This is a genomic window from Halobacillus kuroshimensis DSM 18393, assembly GCF_000425705.1.
In the GTDB taxonomy this organism is placed as follows: domain Bacteria; phylum Bacillota; class Bacilli; order Bacillales; family Halobacillaceae; genus Halobacillus; species Halobacillus kuroshimensis.
Window position 1 is genome coordinate 621533 of the sequence record NZ_AUDY01000008.1, and the last position, 20144, is coordinate 641676.

Annotated in this window: 17 protein-coding genes; 16 read left to right on the top strand and 1 reads right to left on the bottom strand. The window is 48.7% G+C overall.

Annotation, left to right across the window (positions count from 1 at the left end; genetic code table 11):
• Nucleotides 1–80 precede the first annotated feature (80 nt).
• The 10 genes from H615_RS0105130 (at nucleotide 81) to H615_RS0105175 (ending at nucleotide 12181) form a co-directional block, all read left to right on the top strand.
• Complete coding sequence (locus H615_RS0105130; RefSeq protein WP_027954131.1) at nucleotides 81–977, top strand: aspartate carbamoyltransferase catalytic subunit; 897 nt, start codon at nucleotides 81–83, stop codon at nucleotides 975–977.
• Nucleotides 978–2276 (top strand): dihydroorotase, encoded by a 1299-nt coding sequence (locus tag H615_RS0105135; protein WP_027954132.1) that lies wholly within the window; start codon nucleotides 978–980, stop codon nucleotides 2274–2276. It abuts the gene before it with no gap.
• Entirely contained in the window at nucleotides 2257–3366 is a 1110-nt protein-coding gene (locus H615_RS0105140; protein ID WP_027954659.1) for a carbamoyl phosphate synthase small subunit, read from the top strand. Before H615_RS0105135 ends, H615_RS0105140 begins: the two co-directional genes overlap by 20 nt.
• Nucleotides 3345–6545, top strand: coding sequence for a carbamoyl-phosphate synthase large subunit (gene carB, locus H615_RS0105145; protein WP_027954133.1), 3201 nt, complete (start codon nucleotides 3345–3347; stop codon nucleotides 6543–6545). The genes H615_RS0105140 and carB overlap by 22 nt, the downstream gene beginning before the upstream one ends.
• The gene (locus H615_RS0105150; RefSeq protein WP_027954134.1) at nucleotides 6542–7303 is read left to right on the top strand and encodes a dihydroorotate dehydrogenase electron transfer subunit; all 762 of its coding nucleotides are present in this window, start codon (nucleotides 6542–6544) and stop codon (nucleotides 7301–7303) included. Before carB ends, H615_RS0105150 begins: the two co-directional genes overlap by 4 nt.
• On the top strand, nucleotides 7300–8232 hold the full coding sequence (locus H615_RS0105155) for a dihydroorotate dehydrogenase (RefSeq protein WP_027954135.1): 933 nt from the start codon (nucleotides 7300–7302) through the stop codon (nucleotides 8230–8232). Before H615_RS0105150 ends, H615_RS0105155 begins: the two co-directional genes overlap by 4 nt.
• Complete coding sequence (gene pyrF, locus H615_RS0105160; protein ID WP_027954136.1) at nucleotides 8198–8920, top strand: orotidine-5'-phosphate decarboxylase; 723 nt, start codon at nucleotides 8198–8200, stop codon at nucleotides 8918–8920. Before H615_RS0105155 ends, pyrF begins: the two co-directional genes overlap by 35 nt.
• Nucleotides 8895–9524 carry an orotate phosphoribosyltransferase gene (pyrE, locus tag H615_RS0105165; protein WP_027954137.1) on the top strand — a complete coding sequence of 210 codons (630 nt, stop codon included), beginning with the start codon at nucleotides 8895–8897 and terminating at the stop codon, nucleotides 9522–9524. The genes pyrF and pyrE overlap by 26 nt, the downstream gene beginning before the upstream one ends.
• A gap of 70 nt (nucleotides 9525–9594) precedes the next feature.
• Nucleotides 9595–9861 (top strand): hypothetical protein, encoded by a 267-nt coding sequence (locus H615_RS0105170; protein ID WP_242520185.1) that lies wholly within the window; start codon nucleotides 9595–9597, stop codon nucleotides 9859–9861.
• Nucleotides 9862–10009: 148 nt separating this feature from the next.
• Entirely contained in the window at nucleotides 10010–12181 is a 2172-nt protein-coding gene (locus H615_RS0105175; RefSeq protein ID WP_027954139.1) for an FUSC family protein, read from the top strand.
• 299 nt (nucleotides 12182–12480) lie between these two features.
• On the opposite strand, the gene H615_RS0105185 is transcribed toward H615_RS0105175, so the two are convergent.
• A complete protein-coding gene (locus H615_RS0105185) occupies nucleotides 12481–14202 on the bottom strand; it encodes an Rqc2 family fibronectin-binding protein (protein WP_027954140.1) in 1722 nt (573 codons plus the stop codon).
• Between the two features lie 135 nt (nucleotides 14203–14337).
• Here H615_RS0105185 and H615_RS0105190 point away from each other — a divergent pair, with 135 nt between their 5' ends.
• The 6 genes from H615_RS0105190 to priA all read left to right on the top strand — a co-directional run bounded on the left by H615_RS0105190 (nucleotide 14338) and on the right by priA (nucleotide 20139).
• The gene (locus H615_RS0105190) at nucleotides 14338–15213 is read left to right on the top strand and encodes a YicC/YloC family endoribonuclease (RefSeq protein ID WP_027954141.1); all 876 of its coding nucleotides are present in this window, start codon (nucleotides 14338–14340) and stop codon (nucleotides 15211–15213) included.
• 78 nt (nucleotides 15214–15291) lie between these two features.
• Nucleotides 15292–15555, top strand: a complete 264-nt coding sequence (remA, locus tag H615_RS0105195) for an extracellular matrix/biofilm regulator RemA (protein ID WP_027954142.1) — start codon at nucleotides 15292–15294, stop codon at nucleotides 15553–15555.
• Nucleotides 15556–15569: 14 nt separating this feature from the next.
• Complete coding sequence (gene gmk / locus H615_RS0105200; RefSeq protein WP_027954143.1) at nucleotides 15570–16184, top strand: guanylate kinase; 615 nt, start codon at nucleotides 15570–15572, stop codon at nucleotides 16182–16184.
• A gap of 2 nt (nucleotides 16185–16186) precedes the next feature.
• A complete protein-coding gene (rpoZ, locus tag H615_RS0105205) occupies nucleotides 16187–16414 on the top strand; it encodes a DNA-directed RNA polymerase subunit omega (RefSeq protein ID WP_084162996.1) in 228 nt (75 codons plus the stop codon).
• Nucleotides 16415–16525: 111 nt separating this feature from the next.
• Entirely contained in the window at nucleotides 16526–17734 is a 1209-nt protein-coding gene (gene coaBC, locus H615_RS0105210) for a bifunctional phosphopantothenoylcysteine decarboxylase/phosphopantothenate--cysteine ligase CoaBC (protein WP_027954145.1), read from the top strand.
• Nucleotides 17731–20139 carry a primosomal protein N' gene (gene priA, locus H615_RS0105215; RefSeq protein WP_027954146.1) on the top strand — a complete coding sequence of 803 codons (2409 nt, stop codon included), beginning with the start codon at nucleotides 17731–17733 and terminating at the stop codon, nucleotides 20137–20139. The genes coaBC and priA overlap by 4 nt, the downstream gene beginning before the upstream one ends.
• The last annotated feature ends 5 nt before the right edge of the window (nucleotides 20140–20144 follow it).

A 20144-nucleotide genomic window follows, 5' to 3' on the forward strand; every position in this document is an offset into this window, starting at 1 on the left:
GCGAGTGAGGCACCCCCGTACACCGGGGGTGCCTTTTTCTTTGTATACCGGTCAAAATCATGAAGATCGGAGTGAAGGATATGCCGGTAGTCCAGCCTTTACAACATCTATTATCTATGAAGGAACTGAGCCCAGCGCAGATATTCCAGCTTATCGAGAGGGCGGAGCGTCTGAATCAGCCAGGGGATAATCCCTCTTACCATGGCAGGTTTGCTGCCAACCTTTTTTTAGAACCAAGCACACGGACTAAAGTAAGCTTCCAGATTGCTCAACGTAAATCAGGGTTTGAACTCATCGATCTGGAGGGGCGGGGGTCCAGCCTGACGAAGGGGGAAAGTCTTTATGATACGTTGAAAACGCTCGAATCCCTTGGAGTTGAACTGGCTGTCGTCCGACAGTCACAGACGGGTCTGCTTCAGCATTGTGCTTCACATTTAAATCTTACTCTGATCAACGCAGGGGATGGATGCGGTGAGCATCCCACACAGAGTCTATTGGACTTGTATACCATTTATGAGCAGTTTCACAGCTTCAAAGGGCTGCGCATCTGTATCGCTGGTGATATTAAACACAGCCGGGTAGCCAGGTCGAATGCTGCTGCGCTTTCCCGTCTTGGAGCCGAGGTTTATTTTGTCAGTAAACCCGAATGGCAGGACTCAGCCATAGCGGATCACTACATTTCTATGGATGAAGCTGTCACACACTGTGATGTACTGATGCTCCTGAGAATCCAGCATGAGCGGCATATCCATCGGGAAGACACGGCTGCGTACCTTGAGCAGTACGGGTTGACGAAAGAAAGGGAAGCGAGAATGGATGCGGACAGCATCATCCTTCATCCAGCTCCTGTCAATCGCGGAGTTGAAATCGATAGTGATCTAGTAGAGAGCAGGAAATCAAGAATTTTCAGGCAGATGAGCAATGGAGTTGCTGTGAGGATGGCTGTTATGGATTCGTTAATGAAGGGGGAACTGTAAATGAAGATAAAAGTGATCAACGCTCGTGTGCTGCAAAGCGATGGAAAGATGGAATCCACAGAAATGGTGATGGAAAATGGGATGATCCAGGAAATAGGGCGAAACCATAACCAAACGGTTGTCGACCGTGTATGGGATGCGAAAGGTCTATTCATCAGTCCCGGCTTTGTTGATGTACACGTCCATCTGCGCGAACCGGGTGGAGAAGCGAAGGAGACGATACAAACAGGGACACAGGCGGCAGCAAAAGGTGGATTTACGACCATCTGCGCCATGCCGAATACCACCCCTGTACCTGATGACGGGCAGACCCTGGATGAACTCAAGCGGCGAATAAAAGAAACGGCCCATGTCCGTGTCCTGCCTTATGCTTCCATCACAAGCCGTCAGGTCGGCCGGGAACTTGTGGATATGGAAACCCTGGCAGACAAAGGCGCCTTCGCTTTTACTGATGATGGGGTAGGTATTCAGGATGCGGGAATGATGCTGGAAGCCATGAAAGCTGCCTCATCGGCCGGTAAAGCTGTAGTCGCTCATTGTGAGGACAATTCTCTTGTACATAAAGGGGTGTGTCATGAAGGGGATGTGAGTCAGCGTCTTTCGCTGCCGGGAATCATGTCAACGACGGAATCTGTTCAGATTGCCAGAGATGTCCTGCTCGCTGAACAAACCGGCTGTCACTATCACATTTGTCATGTTTCCACAAAAGAATCCGTACGCATCATCCGCAACGCAAAAAAAGCGGGGGTTCATGTAACGGCTGAAGTGACTCCCCACCATCTTGTCCTGCAGGAAGACGACATCATCGAGGATCATGGGTTTTATAAAATGAACCCACCGCTTCGCAGCAGAGAGGACCAACAAGCGCTTCTTGAAGGTTTAAAAGATGGCACGATCGACTTTATCGCTACAGACCATGCTCCACATACAGAAGAGGAAAAGCAGCAGGGCTTTTTAGACGCCCCCTTTGGGATTACAGGATTGGAAACAGCTTTTCCTCTATTATATACCCACCTCGTTGAGGAAGGATTCTGCACTTTGAAGGAGCTGGTGGATTGGATGACAGTGAAGCCGGCAGCCGTTTTCCACCTGCCTTACGGCACGCTTGCGCCTGGAGCTCCTGCAGATTTTACAATGATTGATTTAACCAGTGAAAGGGCTGTCGTGCGGGAAACATTCCTTTCGAAAGGAAAAAACACGCCATTCAACGGCTGGACACTGAAGGGCTGGCCGGTTTTAACCGTAGTCAACGGAAATCTAACATGGGAGGAGAGTACACATGAAGCAGCTCGTACTTGAAGATGGAACAGTATTCAAAGGGGAAGGTTTCGGATGCGAAAGGGAATCGATGGGTGAAATTGTCTTCAACACAGGAATGACAGGTTATCAAGAGGTCCTGTCCGATCCTTCCTACTGCGGTCAGATTGTGACCTTTACGTACCCGTTGATTGGAAACTACGGCATCAACCGCGACGATTTTGAAACGGTTCACCCCGCTGTGTTCGGGGTCGTTGTGAAGGAGCACTGTGTACGGCCGTCAAACTTCCGCAGTGAGGAAACCCTGGATGCTTACCTTGAGGCAAGGAACATTCCCGGGATAAGTGGAGTGGATACGAGAAAACTGACGAAGATCATCCGCCGTTACGGTACGATGAAAGCGATGATTGCCTCCAGCGAGCGATCCCCCTCAGAAGTTATGAAAATGATGGAGGATTCACCTTCTTACAACAACCAGGTGCAGCACGTTTCCACTGTGAAACCGTACGTTGTACCCGGGCGGGGGAAAAGGATTGTTCTGGTGGACTTTGGAATGAAGTATGGTATTTTAAGGGATTTTGCCAGGCGCAGCTGTCACGTCACTGTTGTCCCCTACCACACTAGTCATGAGGAGATTTTAAGGCTGAAACCGGACGGCGTTATGCTCTCCAATGGGCCTGGAGATCCGAAAAACGTCCCGGAGGCTGTGGAAACGGTACGCAACCTCATCGGGCGTGTTCCGGTTTTCGGCATCTGTCTCGGCCACCAGCTGATCGCCCTTGCAGGTGGTGCCGATACGATGAAAATGAAGTTCGGACACCGTGGGTCCAACCAGCCTGTGAAAGATCTTGAAACGAATCGAACCTTTATTACCTCCCAAAACCATGGGTACACCGTAGCGTTGGAATCCCTTGAAGATACGGAATTGATGGCGACACAAGTATCGTTGAACGATGAGACGGTTGAAGGGCTGAAGCACCGCACACAGCCCGTTTTTAGTGTGCAGTATCATCCCGAAAGCTCACCGGGACCAGAAGATACGTCCTGGTTGTTTGACCACTTTCTTAAAAACATCGAAAAGACGAACAAGCGCACAAAGGAGGAACCTCAATGCCTAAACGTACAAATATAAATAAAATCCTCGTCATTGGATCCGGTCCCATCGTGATCGGCCAGGCGGCTGAATTTGATTATTCCGGCACCCAGGCCTGTCAGTCTTTGAAAGAGGAAGGTTATGAGGTCATTCTGGCAAATTCCAATCCAGCTACGATTATGACGGATCATACGTTTGCGGATCAGGTCTATATGGAACCTTTGACTCTTGAATTTATGAAAAAGATTATCCGTAAGGAACAGCCGGATGCCGTGCTTCCGACACTCGGAGGCCAGACAGGTCTGAACATGGCCGTCGAACTTCATGACTCAGGCATTCTCGATCAATATCAGGTGGAGCTGCTCGGTACTCCACTGGAAGCGATCCAGCGCGCGGAGGACCGGGAGAAGTTCCGCTCCCTCATGCACGAATTAGAGCACCCGGTTCCGGAAAGTGATATCGTCAGTACGGTGGATCAAGCGTTACGTTTTGCCGATCGTATCGGCTATCCAGTCATCGTCCGTCCAGCTTATACGATGGGTGGAGCCGGTGGAGGGATTTGTGATCACGAAGAGCAGCTGAGGGAAACGGTGAGAAGCGGACTTTCTCTCAGCCCCGTCTCTCAATGTCTCGTCGAGAAAAATATCGCCGGATTCAAGGAAATTGAATACGAAGTGATGCGGGACAGTGCAGAAAATAAAATTGTCGTCTGTAACATGGAAAACTTTGATCCTGTCGGCATACACACCGGTGATTCCATAGTAACCGCCCCATCTCAAACACTTAGTGACAGAGAATATCAGATGCTTCGAAACGTGTCTTTGGAAATTATCGAAGCTTTAAAAATTGAGGGAGGCTGCAACGTACAGCTGGCTCTCGATCCCGACAGCTTCCAGTACTATGTGATTGAAGTCAATCCAAGAGTCAGCCGTTCCTCAGCGCTTGCTTCAAAAGCAACGGGTTACCCCATCGCAAAAATTGCTGCAAAGATTGCGGTAGGGATGACGCTGGATGAGATTCAAAATCCGATTACAGGAACCACATATGCCTGCTTTGAACCTGCGCTGGATTATGTCGTATCCAAAATCCCCCGCTGGCCGTTCGATAAATTCGCCAAGGGAAACCGTGTTCTGGGCACGCAGATGAAAGCGACAGGCGAGGTGATGAGCATCGGCCGGACTTGGGAAGAGTCTTTGTTGAAAGGCATCCGCTCGCTCGAAGGGGGGACGGAAGAACTGAGACTGGCCCATGCGTCCCGTTTAACCGCAGAGGAATTGAACGAGCGAATCGTGAAAGCGGACGACGAACGGATTTTCTTAATTGCCGAAGCTTTCCGCCGGGGCTTTTCTATCGAGGAACTTCACGAAAAAACAGCGATTGATGAGTTCTTCCTTTATAAATTGGAGCAGATCATCCTTCTGGAACAGCAGCTTGAAACAGAGGAATTGTCTGCTTCTCTCCTAAGGAAAGTAAAACAGCTTGGGATGTCCGACCAGCAGATTTCCCGTGCAGCAGGAGTGTCAGTCGATGAAGTCCGACAGAAGCGGAAAAGCATGAGGATTGAACCGGTCTATAAAATGGTGGATACGTGCGCAGGGGAATTCGCCTCCGAAACGCCGTACTTTTACAGCAGCTATGAAGAGGAAAATGAATCCCTTTCCTCATCAAGGAAAAAAGTGCTCGTCATTGGATCCGGACCGATTCGGATTGGTCAGGGGGTCGAGTTTGATTATGCTACGGTGCACTCGGTGCTTGCGTTAAAAGAAATGGGTTATGAAGCGATTATTATGAACAACAATCCGGAGACGGTTTCCACTGACTTCAGTGTCTCTGATAAATTGTACTTCGAACCTTTGACTCTTGAAGATGTTCTCAACGTCACCGACCTTGAAAATCCTGAAGGCGTAATCGTTCAATTCGGTGGACAGACAGCGATTAATCTAGTAGAAGGGCTGAGCCGGCACGGAATCCGGATTCTCGGAACAACGATGGAAGCCATCCATGAAACAGAAGACCGCGACTTGTTTGAAAAGCTCCTCAACCGCCTGAATGTACCGAAACCGGGAGGAGAAAGTGCGGCTAGTGAAGCAGAAGCTGTAGCCGCCGCTGAGAAAATCGGTTATCCCATTGTCGTCCGTCCATCCTATGTTCTCGGTGGGAGAGCGATGGCCATCGTGTATTCGCGGGAAGAACTGGCTTCCTATCTGGATGACAATGCTTTTGTCCATAACGGTCACCCCATTTTAATCGATAAGTATATGACAGGGATGGAAGTGGAAGTAGATGCCATTACAGACGGCGAGGATGTGTTCGTACCTGGTGTTATGGAACATATCGAACGTGCAGGGGTCCACTCAGGTGACTCCATGGCTGTCTATCCACCCCGGCGTTTGACTCCCGCGCTCGAAAAGCAGTGTCTGGACATCACGGCTGATATCGCAAGAGAACTGAAGATGAAGGGTCTCGTCAATATCCAGTTCGTTATTTCAGATGGAACCGCTTATGTATTGGAAGTCAATCCCAGAGCAAGCCGGACCGTTCCTTTTCTCAGCAAAATAACCGGTGTTCCCATGGCAGGGCTGGCAACGAAAGTGCTGATGGGCGGAAAATTGACCGAACATGGATACAGCACGGGGACAGCCCGCAAGCCGAAAGGGGTCTATGTGAAAGTGCCGGTGTTCTCCTTTGAAAAATTAAGAAGTGTCGATACGACGCTTGGACCCGAAATGAAATCAACAGGGGAAGTCATCGGGTATGATGAAACGCTGGAGAAAGCCTTATACAAAGGCATGATTTCCTCCGGGTTAAAGATACCCGTCCAGGGATCTGTCCTTTTGACGGTTGCTGATAAGGATAAGGAAGAAATGGTGCGCATTGCCCGGACCTTTTATGAACTCGGTTTTCGTTTGTTTGCCACAGAAGGCACGTCAACCGTAATCGCCCGGGAAGGTCTTCCTGTAGAAGCAGTCGGTAAAGTTGGTTCGGCAGAGAGGGATGTGCTGGATCTTATTCAGAACAGTGAAGTTCAATTTGTCATCAATACGTTGAACAAAGGGATGCGTGCGAGGTCTGACGGGTTCAGGATCCGCCGGGAAGCTGTAGAAAACGGCATCGCCTGTCTGACAAGCCTTGATACGGCAACGGCTATCGTTGAAGTCATTAACGCCATGTCTTTTTCGGCAAGAGCCATTACTCCGATGGAAGGGGTGGGGCAGTGATCAGAGAAGATCTGACGGTTGTGGATCATACGCTGGTTGCCGAAGATACGTACCAATTAATTCTTTGCGGGCGTATGGTACACGACATCAAGCAGCCTGGACAATTTGTTCACATTCGGACAAGTACGGACGAATATTTACGAAGGCCGGTATCCATCTCGGATTACAACATAGATGAGGAAACGATCACTCTGTTGTACAAAGTGATTGGAAAAGGAACAAAAGCCCTTACAGCTTATCAGATTGGTGATTCTCTTGATGTGCTTGGTCCCGGAGGCAGAGGTTTTCCTGTAAAAGCTCGTCCTGGAGAGAATGTCCTTCTGACAGGGGGAGGCATCGGTGTGCCCCCTCTATACCGGCTGGCCCGTGAGCTGTATGAAAAAGGAGCGGACCTTACTATTATTCTCGGATTTCAATCCATCCGTCACGCTTTTTTGAAGAGTGAATTTCAACAATATGGGAGCGTCTACATTATGACAGATGACGGAACCTCCGGAAATAAAGGGTTTGTCACGGACGGGATTGCAGGAATGTCTGGTTCGTTTGACCGCTATTATACGTGCGGACCTACGCCCATGCTGAAAGCTGTGGTCAAACAGCTCGGTGATACAGAAGGATATATTTCCATGGAGGAACGGATGGGATGTGGGATCGGCGCTTGTTTTGCCTGTGTAGTGCCTTCCCATGATGAAAAAGGCTACAAGCGAATCTGCTGTGATGGTCCGGTCTTTCACCATAAGGAGGTTGTGCTGACATGAATACGATGATTCAACTGCCCGGCCTCTCTTTGAAAAATCCAATCATGCCGGCTTCGGGATGCTTTGGATTTGGTCGTGAATATGCCCGCTTTTACCCGCTCGCTGAACTCGGAGCTGTCATCATGAAGGCCGCCACCGGTGAAAAGAGATATGGCAATCCAACTCCGCGTGTAGCTGAATCAACAGGAGGGATGCTCAATGCCATTGGTCTGCAAAATCCAGGTGTCGAGTCGATCATTCAGGAGGAAATCCCTTTTCTGAAGGCCCAGCAGGTGCCGATCATAGCAAATGTCGCCGGCAGCACGGTAGAGGAATATGTGGAAGTAGCAGAGAAGATCTCTTCTCATGTCGATGCTCTCGAGCTGAATATCTCCTGTCCGAATGTCAAGGAGGGCGGTGTTCAGTTTGGAATGGATCCAGTGCTTGCGGAGGATGTTACACGCAGAGTCGTTCAAGTAAGCCGTGTTCCGGTATATGTGAAGTTGTCGCCGAATGTAAGCGACATCGTTGTCATGGCCAAAGCGGCTGAAAGGGGAGGTGCCTCCGGCCTGTCTATGATCAATACGCTGACCGCTATGCGCATCGATCCATCCTCGCGGAAACCTGTCTTATCGAACGGGACCGGAGGATTGTCCGGAGCTGCCCTGAAGCCGGTCAGTATCCGGATGATCCATCAAGTTTATCCCAAGGTCGCCATACCTATTATCGGAATGGGAGGGATTGAAACGGCAGCCGATATTGTCGAGTACCTGCTGGCAGGAGCGAGCGCAGTGGCTGTAGGCAGTGCGAACTTTAAAAATCCACTCATATGCAGGGAACTCGTGGAACAACTGCCGGAGACGTTACATCATTATGGATTTCAATCTGTAGAGGAAGCTGTAGGAGGTGCGCATCGTGAAAGTGTTGAAGCCGGTCTACTTCGCCCTTGATTTCTCTTCAGGCCGCGAAGCGCTTGATTTTTTGACTCTACATCATCTTGAAGGTGTTCCAGTTAAAGTGGGCATGGAGCTTTTTTATAAGGAAGGCGCCCCCTTCATTGCCGAACTCAAAAGACGGAACCACGCGGTTTTCCTGGATTTAAAGCTTCACGATATACCGGAAACCGTCCGCCGGGCGATGAAAAACCTTGCCGGTCTCGGTGTGGATATCGTTACGATTCATGCTTCCGGCGGCAGTCATATGATCGAAGCTGCCCGGAAGGGGTTGAGCGAAGGGGCAGATGGAAAAACACCTCTTTTATTTGCCGTCACTGTCCTTACTTCCATGGACGAAAGGGCTATGAGCAGGGAATGGAAGGTAGAGGAGTCAACAAAGGACATGGTCCTTCATTACAGCCTCTTAGCGGCAGAACATGGAGCGGATGGAGTCGTGTGCTCTGTTCATGAAGCATCCTTGGTGAAAAAAGAATCAGGGCTTCTAACGTTGACCCCGGGGATCAGGCTCCCGGGAGGACCCGTCCACGATCAAAAACGGACAGCTACTCCTGTAAAAGCCGCTATGGAGGGCAGTGATGCAATCGTCGTTGGCAGACCCATCCGGAACAGCGGCGAACCCGAGGATACATATCAAACCATTAAGGGGGAATTTCTGCATGGAAAAAAATCAGTTGATTCATAAACTGCTGGATATTGGTGCTGTCAAAATGTACGAGGAGGATTACTTCACATGGACCTCAGGCATCCAATCCCCCATTTATTGTGACAACCGTTTGACGATGTCTTATCCATCCGTCCGTTCCGCTGTCGCAGAGGCGCTTGTGGACATGATCCAGAAACTGCCGGGAGAGGTGGATGGAATAGCCGGATGCGCCACAGCTGGTATTCCGCATGCAGCATGGGCAGCCGATCGTCTCAATCTTCCGATGGTGTATGTTCGCGGGACTGCCAAAAAACACGGACGCAGAAATCAGATTGAAGGAGTGGTTACCGAAGGCAGCCGTGTAGTCGTCATTGAGGATTTGATTTCTACAGGGAAGTCTTCCATACAAGCTGCAGATGCCCTTCGGGAAGCCGGGGTGGAAGTGGCAGGAATTTTATCCATCTTCACCTACGGCCTGGCGGAAGCGAAGCAGGCATTTAAGGAAAAGGAGTACCATGTTCAATCGATTGCCAGCTATGATGATCTGTTGAATGAGCTGTATCAACAGAAAGAACTGGATGACGTTCAGCTGGAGAAACTGAGAGTGTGGAGGGAAGACCCCTACGTTTTTACAAACTCTTAAATGATGGAAGAGTTGCTATTTTCATCTTGTCCTTGTACCATTAATACAACACAACGTATTGGTGATGACGATGAAATCTAACAAACATTCCTTTTTTATTCTCATGAATGCCTCCCTCGGACTATTAACCTGCTTTGTTTATTTATACACGTGGGTCGCTTTTTCCTTTATGGAATCCATGCTGTCATGGGAACCCCTTCTCAGTCTGGCAGGGTCGTTGACGATATTTATATTGTGGAATATGTACATGTTGAAAAAAGAAGCGAAAAGATACTGGGCCCAGGCGGTTTTTTCCTATGTTGCCTCGATTGCCGTTTTTGCTTATTTTTTAACTTGAAGCTGCGATGCCGATCGCAGCTTTTTTCGTCCGGGGCATTTGATGGAATGTTCTTACAATAGAAAACGTCAGGACGTGAGAGTTGTCCTGCCACTTGAAAATCGATGAGATAAATGACTATACATATGAAAGAGGGGAGCATCAATATATGAAAGATTTAGTCAAACAGTCCTACTGGCTGCGGCGTCTGCTCGCCTCTGATCCGGGCAGACGGAGACTGGCACAGGCGGGGAAAGCAACGCTGAGTTTGATTTCATCGGTTTTTACAACGATGTTGATCATGAACGTCTTTGCCATCGATCCGCTTTTTCCTGCGATCATCTCCGGGATTGCCGGTCTGATGGGCATTATGATTGTTATGGATGATACAAAAAGAAAGAAACAGGTGACAACACTTCTCCTGGGAGTGGCTGCTGGTTCAGGGGTGACGCTCGGGTCTTTGACTGCTTCAAGCCCCGTCCTGGTGAGTATCCTGATGATTGCTTCGATAGGTTCAGCCTTTTATTTTTCGCAGTATGGAAGCCGGTATTTTTCTCTTGGAATGATTGGGTTCTTCACGATTTATTTCTCCTCATTTCTTCAGCTGTCTCCGGCCCAGTTTCCCTGGTTTTACCTCGCAGTTGGAATCGGCATTCTTTATGCCTTTATTTACAATTTTTTCCTATTTGAAGACACAAGACAGATGCTGCGGAGAAGCACGGTTTCCTTCCACAGGCAGGCAAACTTGACGTTCGACCTGCTTATTGAGGTGATTAAAGACCCTGAACTCCAGCCGTCCCGGTTGAAGAAGCTGGGCAGCAACGTAAGTAAATTAAGAATTTACGCCAACCAGGTCGCCGCTGATCTACATCAGCAGGACAGCACAGAAATCTGGCCGGGGCTCCAATCCGGCCGGCTTCGATTATATATTTTCGATACAACCATGTTTGTCATGACACTTTCGGAAAGCCTGCAGAAATTGAAGGAAGACGAGGCATTGGATTTGAAGGAGCTGCGCTATCTTCTCGTCGATCTGCTTCTGACATTAAAGGATGCCGATGTGCTTGACCCGCAGCCGGAAATGAAGAGCCTTCAGCAGGCTGAGAAAGTGGTCGCAGGTATCCGGCATCAGCTTGATCACTGGATGATGAATGTAACCGACCTTCCTGATGGACGGCTTTATTTGATTAGAAGAATTGAAACGATGGCCTCCCACGTGACAGAAGGCGCTTCCGAAGTGCAGCGGGATATTCATTTCAATGAAGCGGTGGAACATCCGCCGTCAGCAGATGAAGAGGCGGTGCATGAGAAGGAAGAGGAGCCGGCCGGACTAAAACCTGCTGAGAAAAAAGCCGTACAGGCGTTGATTGCAGGAAGCATAGCCATTGTCACAGGCTATATTATTTCTCCGATTCAGCCGTACTGGGTCCTGTTGACCGCTTTTATTATCCAGCTCGGTACGGAAACCGTCGGCAGGACGTACTTAAAAGCTTTTGAACGCTCCGTCGGCACATTCTTCGGTGCTTTCTTCGGTTTTCTCGCTGCTTTGTGGCTCTCCGGCCACCCTTACCTTGAGGTTGTCCTATTGTTTCTGGTTATTTTTACGGCCTTTTACTTTCTTACGGTTTCCTATACGGTGGCAAGCTTCTTTATTACGATGATGATTGCCTTTATTTATGATCTGATTCTCGGTGGAGTTACGCCGGAGCTTCTTGGAGCGAGGGTCATTGACACAGTGGCAGGAGCTGCAATTGCCCTTGGTGTTTCTGCTTTTGTCTTTCCCACGAGGACAAAGGACAAGCTTTCGGAGGCCTTTCGTGAATACTTTACACAAATGTCTCAATTGATCAGCCAGTATTTAACCAACATCAAGGGTACGAAAGGGGTTAAAGGTCTTGCACAGCAGGCATTGGATCTTGATGCGAAAATGCAGGAAATTGAGGAAGAATCCAAACCTGCTGTACAGGATCCTATTTTCCGAGGGGACAAAAACCTTACAGCCGTGCTGACCGTAATTACAGCCGTCAATTATTATGCCAAGCACCTTGTCGCCTCTCCATATCCGAAATACACGAATCACAGTCATGAAACACTGGAGCTTTTAACAGCGGTTCAGGATAAGATGGAAAAGAATTTACAAGGGTTGATCCATCAAATCGAAACAGGAAATCTTTCCGAACCGGGTTATGACCTGCTGGAGGAAAGGGAGCAGGTAGAGATGAAAGTGCAGCCGGGAACAGAGGATAAGGAAAATCTGCTCCATCATCTGTATTACATTTGGAAAATCAACCGTTCCATTACAATTCTCAGGGACAAGCTTGATCATATGAGGAAAAGATAACCGCCTGGATTGAGTCCCGGCGGTTTCTTTATAGAAAAAAAGCTGCCGAGAAATTTTCTCGACAGCTTTCCTGGCGTGTGTACGCCAGAGTTTGTCATGGGAACTCTGACTATTGCTCTTCAACGGTCATCAAAAGATCTGCCCGCTTTAGAGATCGTTACGCGCTCTTCACCATTGCTGGGCTGGACCGCATCCCGGCTCTTCTTTGGGTTGCGTTTTGATTTTGAGTTCTTTGGCATGACTGCAGCCTCCTCTACTAAGATCAAGGTGCTCCCTTAGTATGGCTGCCTGTTCCTGTTTTATTCCTCTGCCTGTTTTTTCATCGTGCGGACATAGGAGGCATCCGGAGTTACAAACAGGGTCTGCTGGTGATCATAGGTAACGAAACCGGGTTTGGCTCCGGACGGTTTTTTCACATGCCTGATTTGTGTGTAGTCAACAGGCACGGAGGACGACCGGCTTGATTTACTGAAGTTTGCTGCAAGCTGGGCTGCTTCAAGCAGTGTGTCTTCACTTGGGTTCTCATCTTTAATGACTACGTGGGAACCCGGAATATCTTTGGCGTGCAGCCAGATATCAGATTTACCTGCCATTCGGTTGGTTAAATATTCATTCTGTTTATTGTTGCGCCCGACGTAGATCATCGTCCCGTCACTGGATCGGAAGGTTTCAGGAGACGGCTTTTTAGGCTGGTTTTTCTTACGCCCCGGGGAGGCATTTTTTTTCTTCATATAGCCCTGTTCACGGAGTTCCTCCCGGATTTCTTCAATATCTTCTTCCCTGGCTGTTTCGACTTGTTGAATCAAACGTTCGAAGTAGGTGATTTCAATGTCCGCTTTTTCGATTTCCTTTTGAACCACCTGTTTGGACTTCTTCAATTTCTGGTACGTCTGGAAGTAAGACTGGGCGTTTTCACTTGGCGTTTTATTCGGATTCAGCTCGATTGACATTTCCTTTTGGTCAGGATCGTAGTAATCAACGACCGTTACACTTTCGTCTCCAGTTTGAACGAGGTGCATATGAGCGGTCAGCAGTTCGCCGAGCTTTTGATAATCCCCGGCTGCTTCAGACTTTTTCAAGGTATCCTCGTGCTTTTTGATTTTCCTCTGGTTTTTGTCGCGTTCATTTTTCAGAAAGCGGAATAAATCACCAGCCTGCTGTTTGACACGGTCCCTTTCGGCTTTGCCTGAATAAAAAGCGTCCAGCATGTCACTCACTGTAGAGAAAGTTTCTTTTTCTTCTCCGAAGGCCTTCAGCGGCAGTACATAAAATTGTTCTTTGTCCCCGCGCTTCACCTGTGGTTCATACGAGTGATCCAGTATTCGGTTCCGTACTTCCTCATAAGCAGCTTCGTATCCTGATGGTCCGCCCATTCCTGCTTTTTCTGCAATCTCCTTTGTAATCATAGGGGAAAAGCCCATGACTATGGAGAGAATCTGTTTGTCCAGGCGCCCGGCATTAAAGTCCAGTTTTTTAAGGAGTTGGGCTGGTTCCAGTTCCACCGGACTTATTTTGCCCTGCTCCGGCGGCCGTTTATAGGGCTGGCCCGGCATAATCGTCCTGTGCCGGTTCTGAGAAGGGGGAAGGTGCTTGATGCTGTCCAGAATATGCCCCTCCTGTTCGTCGACAAGAAGAATATTGGAGTGTTTCCCCATCACCTCAATGATCAAGGTTTTATACGTTTCGTCGCCGATTTCATTCCGTGTGCGGATTTGGATCTTGACAATCCTCTCCATATCCACCTGTTCAATTTTCTCTATAAATCCTCCAACAAGATGCTTGCGCAGGAGCATACAGAGCATTGGCGGTTCTTTTGGGTTGTGGTATTGATCATTGGTTAAATGGAACCGTGCATAGGATGGATGAGCGGATAACAGAAGCGTATGTTTCGTCCGCTGGGAGCGGACTGTGAATACAAGCTCTGTGTCCGTGGGTTGATAAATTTTCATGATTCGTCCGGACTGAAGAACATTGTTCAGCTCATTCGTCGCAGCCCGGGTTACAATTCCGTCGAAAGACATAATCTCTTCACCTCTCTAAAAGGTCATTATAGCATGATTTTCCGCCGTATTTCTAAAGAATCATACCAGTCGCTCTGAAAGAGGAAGTTTGGTAAACTATACAGTATCAATGAAGAAGCGGCAGGTGAAGGGGATATGGCTGACAGTATGACCGGATATGGACGGGAAATATCAGAGCAGGAGGGGACACGGATAGTGGTGGAAATCAGATCCGTTAACCATCGGTTTCTTGATGTTCATATGCATCTTCCTTCCTCCTTGTTATTTATGGAGGACCCGATAAGGAAACTTGTAAAAGAAGCCCTCCACCGCGGGCGGGTCGATGTGTACATAACGATGGACGGCGGCCTGCAGAAAAATGTCGAAGTGGACTGGGAAGCAGCGGAGCAGTATATTCAGGCGTTGGAAGATATGAAGAGCCGGTTTCATTTGACGGGTGATATAACTATTGATATGGTATCCAAGTTAGAGAATGTCTTCATTACTAAGCAATCGGAAGACATTCCGGATTCTTTTCAACATATGCTGAAGACGTCGGTGGAACAGGCTCTGCGCCAGCTGAAGGACATGAGGGGACGGGAAGGAAAGCAGCTTACGAAGGACCTTCTATCCAGACTCAAGGCTGTCGCCTGCTGGCTTGACATGATGGACCAGCGCCGGCCTGAGGTGATAAACGAATACAAAGCTAGAATACGCGCCCGAATTGAAGATTACGCTGCACAGCCCCTTTCTCAGGATGAACCAAGAATTCTCCAGGAAGTGGCCCTTATGGCTGAAAAAGGGGATGTCACAGAGGAGTTCACACGTATGCACTCCCATCTTCAACAGTTTGAGAAGGCTCTGGACCAGCACGGGTCCGTCGGGAGACGTCTGGATTTCATCCTTCAGGAAATGCACCGGGAAGTGAACACGATGGGGTCAAAATCCAATGACACCCTCTTGATGGAGTATGTACTTAACGTGAAGGGTGAATTGGAAAAAATGAAGGAACAAGTGCAAAATGTCGAATAACAATTGTGTTCTGTACGGTTTTTTTCATATAATAGAGTTAATGATTAAGTGCTTGGCCATAAGAAGGAGGAGTCAGCTTTGAGTTTAAAATTGATCAATATCGGGTTCGGGAACGTTGTTTCTGCCAATCGAATCATTTCCATCGTTTCACCGGAATCCGCTCCAATCAAACGTATCATTACTGTCGCCCGTGACAATAATAAATTAGTAGATGCTACATATGGCCGCCGTACACGTGCGGTCATTATCACAGATAGTGATCATGTCGTTCTGTCTGCTGTTCAGCCGGAAACCGTCGGCCAGCGTGTAATCAGTAATGATGAGATTTCAGATGAAAACTAGGAGGACTATTTGCAGTGATTGAACAGAAAGGTATATTATTTATACTTTCCGGCCCATCAGGTGTCGGAAAAGGAACCGTACGGAAGGCTCTGTTCGAGCAGTCGACAGACCTGCGATATTCCATTTCCATGACGACGCGTGCCCCGCGTGAAGGGGAAGTGGATGGAGTCGATTATTTCTTTAAAAGCAGAGATGAATTTGAAAAGCTGATCACAGAAGGACAGCTGATTGAACATGCCGAATATGTGGGCAACTATTACGGCACGCCGAGACATTATGTGGAAGAAACGTTGAACCAGGGAAAGGATGTATTCCTTGAAATTGAGGTTCAGGGCGCATTGAAAGTCCGCGAAAACTTCCCGGAAGGTGTGTTCGTATTTTTAATTCCTCCTTCTCTTGAAGAATTAAAAGACCGAATCGTAAGCCGGGGTACCGAAACAGAGGAAAAGGTGAAAAACCGTCTGCTGGCGGCCAAAGAAGAAATTGATATGATGGATGCCTACGATTATGTCGTTGTCAACGACCAGATTAATAACGCTGTTCAAAAGGTCCAGTCCATTGTAGCCAGTGAACACTGCAAACGTGAGCGCGTGGCCCATCAATACAAAAAAGCATTGGAGGAAAAATAATTATGATGTTAGAACCATCCATTGATTCCCTGCAGAAGCAGATCAAATCAAAATATACACTTGTCACACTATCCGCACGAAGAGCCCGCGAATTGAAGCAGGGAAGTGCTCCTATGGTCGACAACCCAACTTCTCATCAGCAGGTTGGTGTAGCTCTGGAAGAAATCCGCGACGGGAAATTGAATTATATTGAAGCGGAAGAGATTCAAGAAAGAACGGAAACCACATAATAGCATTGTTCCCGGAACAACGTAGGAAAAGCCGCGCATCTGTCTGACGATCAGCGCGGCTTTTCCTACGTATTTTATCGTAAGATTTTCACAGGCAGGGAGGTCCATCACATGTTAAAAGATAAAAAGATTGTCCTGGGCGTATCAGGAGGAATAGCTGCATACAAAGCGGCGGCACTGACAAGTAAGCTTGTCCAGGCAGGAGCCTTCGTCAAAGTCATTATGACAGAGAGCGCGAGAAATTTTGTCGCTCCGACGACCTTTCAGGCACTGTCCAGGCAGCCGGTCTATACCGATACGTTTGATGAACAGGACGCCACTCAGATCCAGCACATCGATGTCGCCGACTGGGCCGATTTATTCCTGATTGCGCCCGCTACAGCCAATACGATTGGCAAGCTTGCCGGCGGGCTGGCGGATGATATGCTGTCAACGACACTGCTTGCGACCGAGGCACCCGTGTACATTGCACCGGCGATGAATGTGCACATGTACAGCCACCCGGCTGTCATGAACAACATGCAACAGCTTGATGAATGGGGCTTTCGTTTTATTGAGCCTGGGGAAGGGTATCTGGCCTGCGGATATGTCGGGAAAGGAAGACTGGAAGAACCGGAGAGCATCGTCAAGGTACTGGAAGATGAATATCGGAAAACCGAGTGGTTAAAAGGCAGACGGGTGCTGATTACAGCAGGACCAACGCAGGAGAAAATTGACCCGGTCCGGTATTTCACGAACCCTTCGACAGGAAAAATGGGGTTTGCTCTTGCGCGGCAGGCGGTTCGAAGCGGTGCTGATGTCACCCTGATCACCGGACCTGTCTCTCTTCATACGCCAAAAGGGGCGAAGCGCATTGATGTAGTCTCTGCTCAGGAGATGTATGAAGAAGTGCTGAAGCATTATCCAGCGGCCGATCTTGTGATCAAATCCGCCGCTGTCGCCGATTACAGGCCAAAGGAAACCTTTGAACATAAAATGAAAAAATCCCCGGGAGGATATGCGGTCCAAATGGAGCGCACGCACGATATCCTGCAGGAGCTCGGTACAAGGAAGGAACATCAGTATCTGATCGGCTTTGCCGCCGAAACGAATGATCCTGAGCGTTATGGAAGAGAGAAGCTGGAGAAGAAGAACCTGGATGCCATTGTGATCAACAATGTTGCCGAGGAAGGGGCCGGCTTTGGGACGGATACGAATGCCTCCCTTTTCATTCAGAAAAGCGGTCGTGAAAAAATCTATCCCATGATGACGAAGGATCAGCTGGCAGAAGAAATCCTAAAGGAAGCCTCTCAGGAGATGACGGGGCGTGAGCGCACGTGATTGCCAATGTCATTGTGGACGTAGCCTCACAGAATACCAACAGACCCTTTGATTATGAAATCCCTGAAAAATTTGAAGGAATTGTACAGCCCGGGGTCAGAGTCATCGTCCCCTTCGGACCGAGGAAAATTCTCGGCTATGTGATCTCCTTGTCAGAAACCTCCAGCTTTTCCTCAGTGAAAAAAATCACTGATGTACTGGATGTCATCCCAACGTTGACGCAAGAGCTGCTTCATCTTGGGAAATGGCTGTCCAATTATACGTTGAGTTATTATATATCCTGTCTACAGGTCATGCTGCCGCAGGTCATGAAAGCCAAATATAGAAAAGAGCTGTGGAAACTCTCGGATGAACCGCTGGATTCAGCACTGGATGCTGTGTTTGACGGGCGGGGTGTCATGGATTTTGAGGAGTTCGAACAGTCCGGTATCAGTTACCATATCCTTAGAAAACATATGAACGAAGGCGAAGTGGATGTTCACTATGAAGTAAAGAGCAGGGAAACGAAAAAGCTGAAGGCGGTGGTTGCGCCGGCTGTTTCTCCTATTGATATGGAGGAAAAGCTGGAAGATCTCCCGCCACAGGCCAAAAAACAGCGGGCCATTGTTGAATATTTCCTTCAGCACCCAGAGCCACTGGACAAAAAGCGTTTGCTGGATCACCTTCAAACCACCCCTGCTGCGTTGAAGCCTCTTGTGGAGCAGAACGTGCTCAAAGAGTATAAACAGGAAGTCTTCCGCGATCCGTACGGAGGCCGGGAATTTAAACGAACGACGCCTTTTGCATTAACCGATGAACAGGAAACCGCCATCCGGCCGATTCTTTCAACCATTGAAAAACAGGAGCACGACGTGTTTCTCCTTCACGGTGTAACGGGGAGCGGTAAAACGGAAGTTTATATGCAGTCGATTCAACAGGTGCTGGATAAAGGGGAGGAAGCCATTATGCTCGTCCCCGAAATTGCTTTAACCCCTCAGATGGTGGAGCGGTTTAAAGGACGTTTCGGCTCAAAGGTAGCTGTCCTTCACAGTGCTCTGTCAGCTGGAGAGAAATACGACGAATGGCGTAAGATTCAGCGGCAGGAAGTACAGGTTGTTGTAGGAGCCCGGTCCGCCATATTCGCCCCGTTTACGAATCTTGGGCTGATCATCATTGATGAAGAGCATGAAACGAGCTATAAGCAGGAAGACAGGACGAGGTATCATGCCCGCGATGTAGCTGTCCAACGCGCCAAGACACATCATTGCCCGGTCGTTCTGGGAAGCGCGACCCCGTCACTGGAAACGTATGCGCGGGCTGCGAAAGGCAACTATCAGCTGTTGACACTCAGCAAACGGATGAATGAGGCTGTTATGCCTGAGGTGGAGCTTGTGGATATGAGAGAGGAGCTTCACAGCGGGAACCGATCCATGTTCTCGATTCCATTAAAGGAAAAAATCGAAGAGCGGCTGGCTAGGAAGGAACAAGTCGTGCTGTTTCTTAACCGACGGGGATATTCCACGTTTGTCATGTGCAGGGACTGCGGGCATGTGAGCGAATGCCCGCACTGTGATATTGCTTTGACCTATCACAAGCGGCAGAACCGTCTCAAATGTCACTACTGTTCTCATGAGGAGCCTATGCCGGAGAAGTGCCCGGAATGTGAAAGCAAAACGATCCGATACTTTGGGACAGGAACTCAAAAAGTTGAGGAAGCCCTTCAGGAACTGATTCCCGAGGCGCGGATCATCCGGATGGATGTTGATACAACGAGGAGAAAAGGGGCCCACGAAAGACTACTTACACAGTTCGGGGAAGGAAAAGCGGATATCCTGCTTGGAACACAGATGATCGCCAAAGGGCTCGATTTTGGCAACGTCACACTTGTCGGTGTGCTGGCAGCGGATGCGATGCTGAACCTGCCGGATTTCCGTGCCTCCGAAAAGACCTTTCAACTGCTGACCCAGGTGAGCGGACGGGCCGGACGCCATGAGAAAAGCGGGGAAGTGGTTGTGCAGACTTATACACCGGAACATTACAGCATAGAACTTGCGAGTACTTACGACTATGAACAGTTTTTCCAGGAGGAAATGAAGCTTAGAAAAGCGTTCCGATATCCTCCTTATTATTATTTGACGTTGTTTACAATTTCGCATCCCAACCAGTTGAAAGCGGAGGAAGCCACCCGTAAGATTACGATGTTTATGCAGCAGAAGCTGTCCAGCCAGGCCCACGTACTGGGGCCAACCCCTTCTGCACTGGCCAGGATCAATAATAGATATCGCTATCAATGCATGGTAAAATACAAGAAGGAACCCGAGCAGCGGAAGTTTGTTGAACGAATACTGCATTATTATGAAGATGAAATGAAACAGGAAAATGGTTTACAGATCACGGTTGATTTTCAGCCGTATCAGTTGATGTAGGAAGG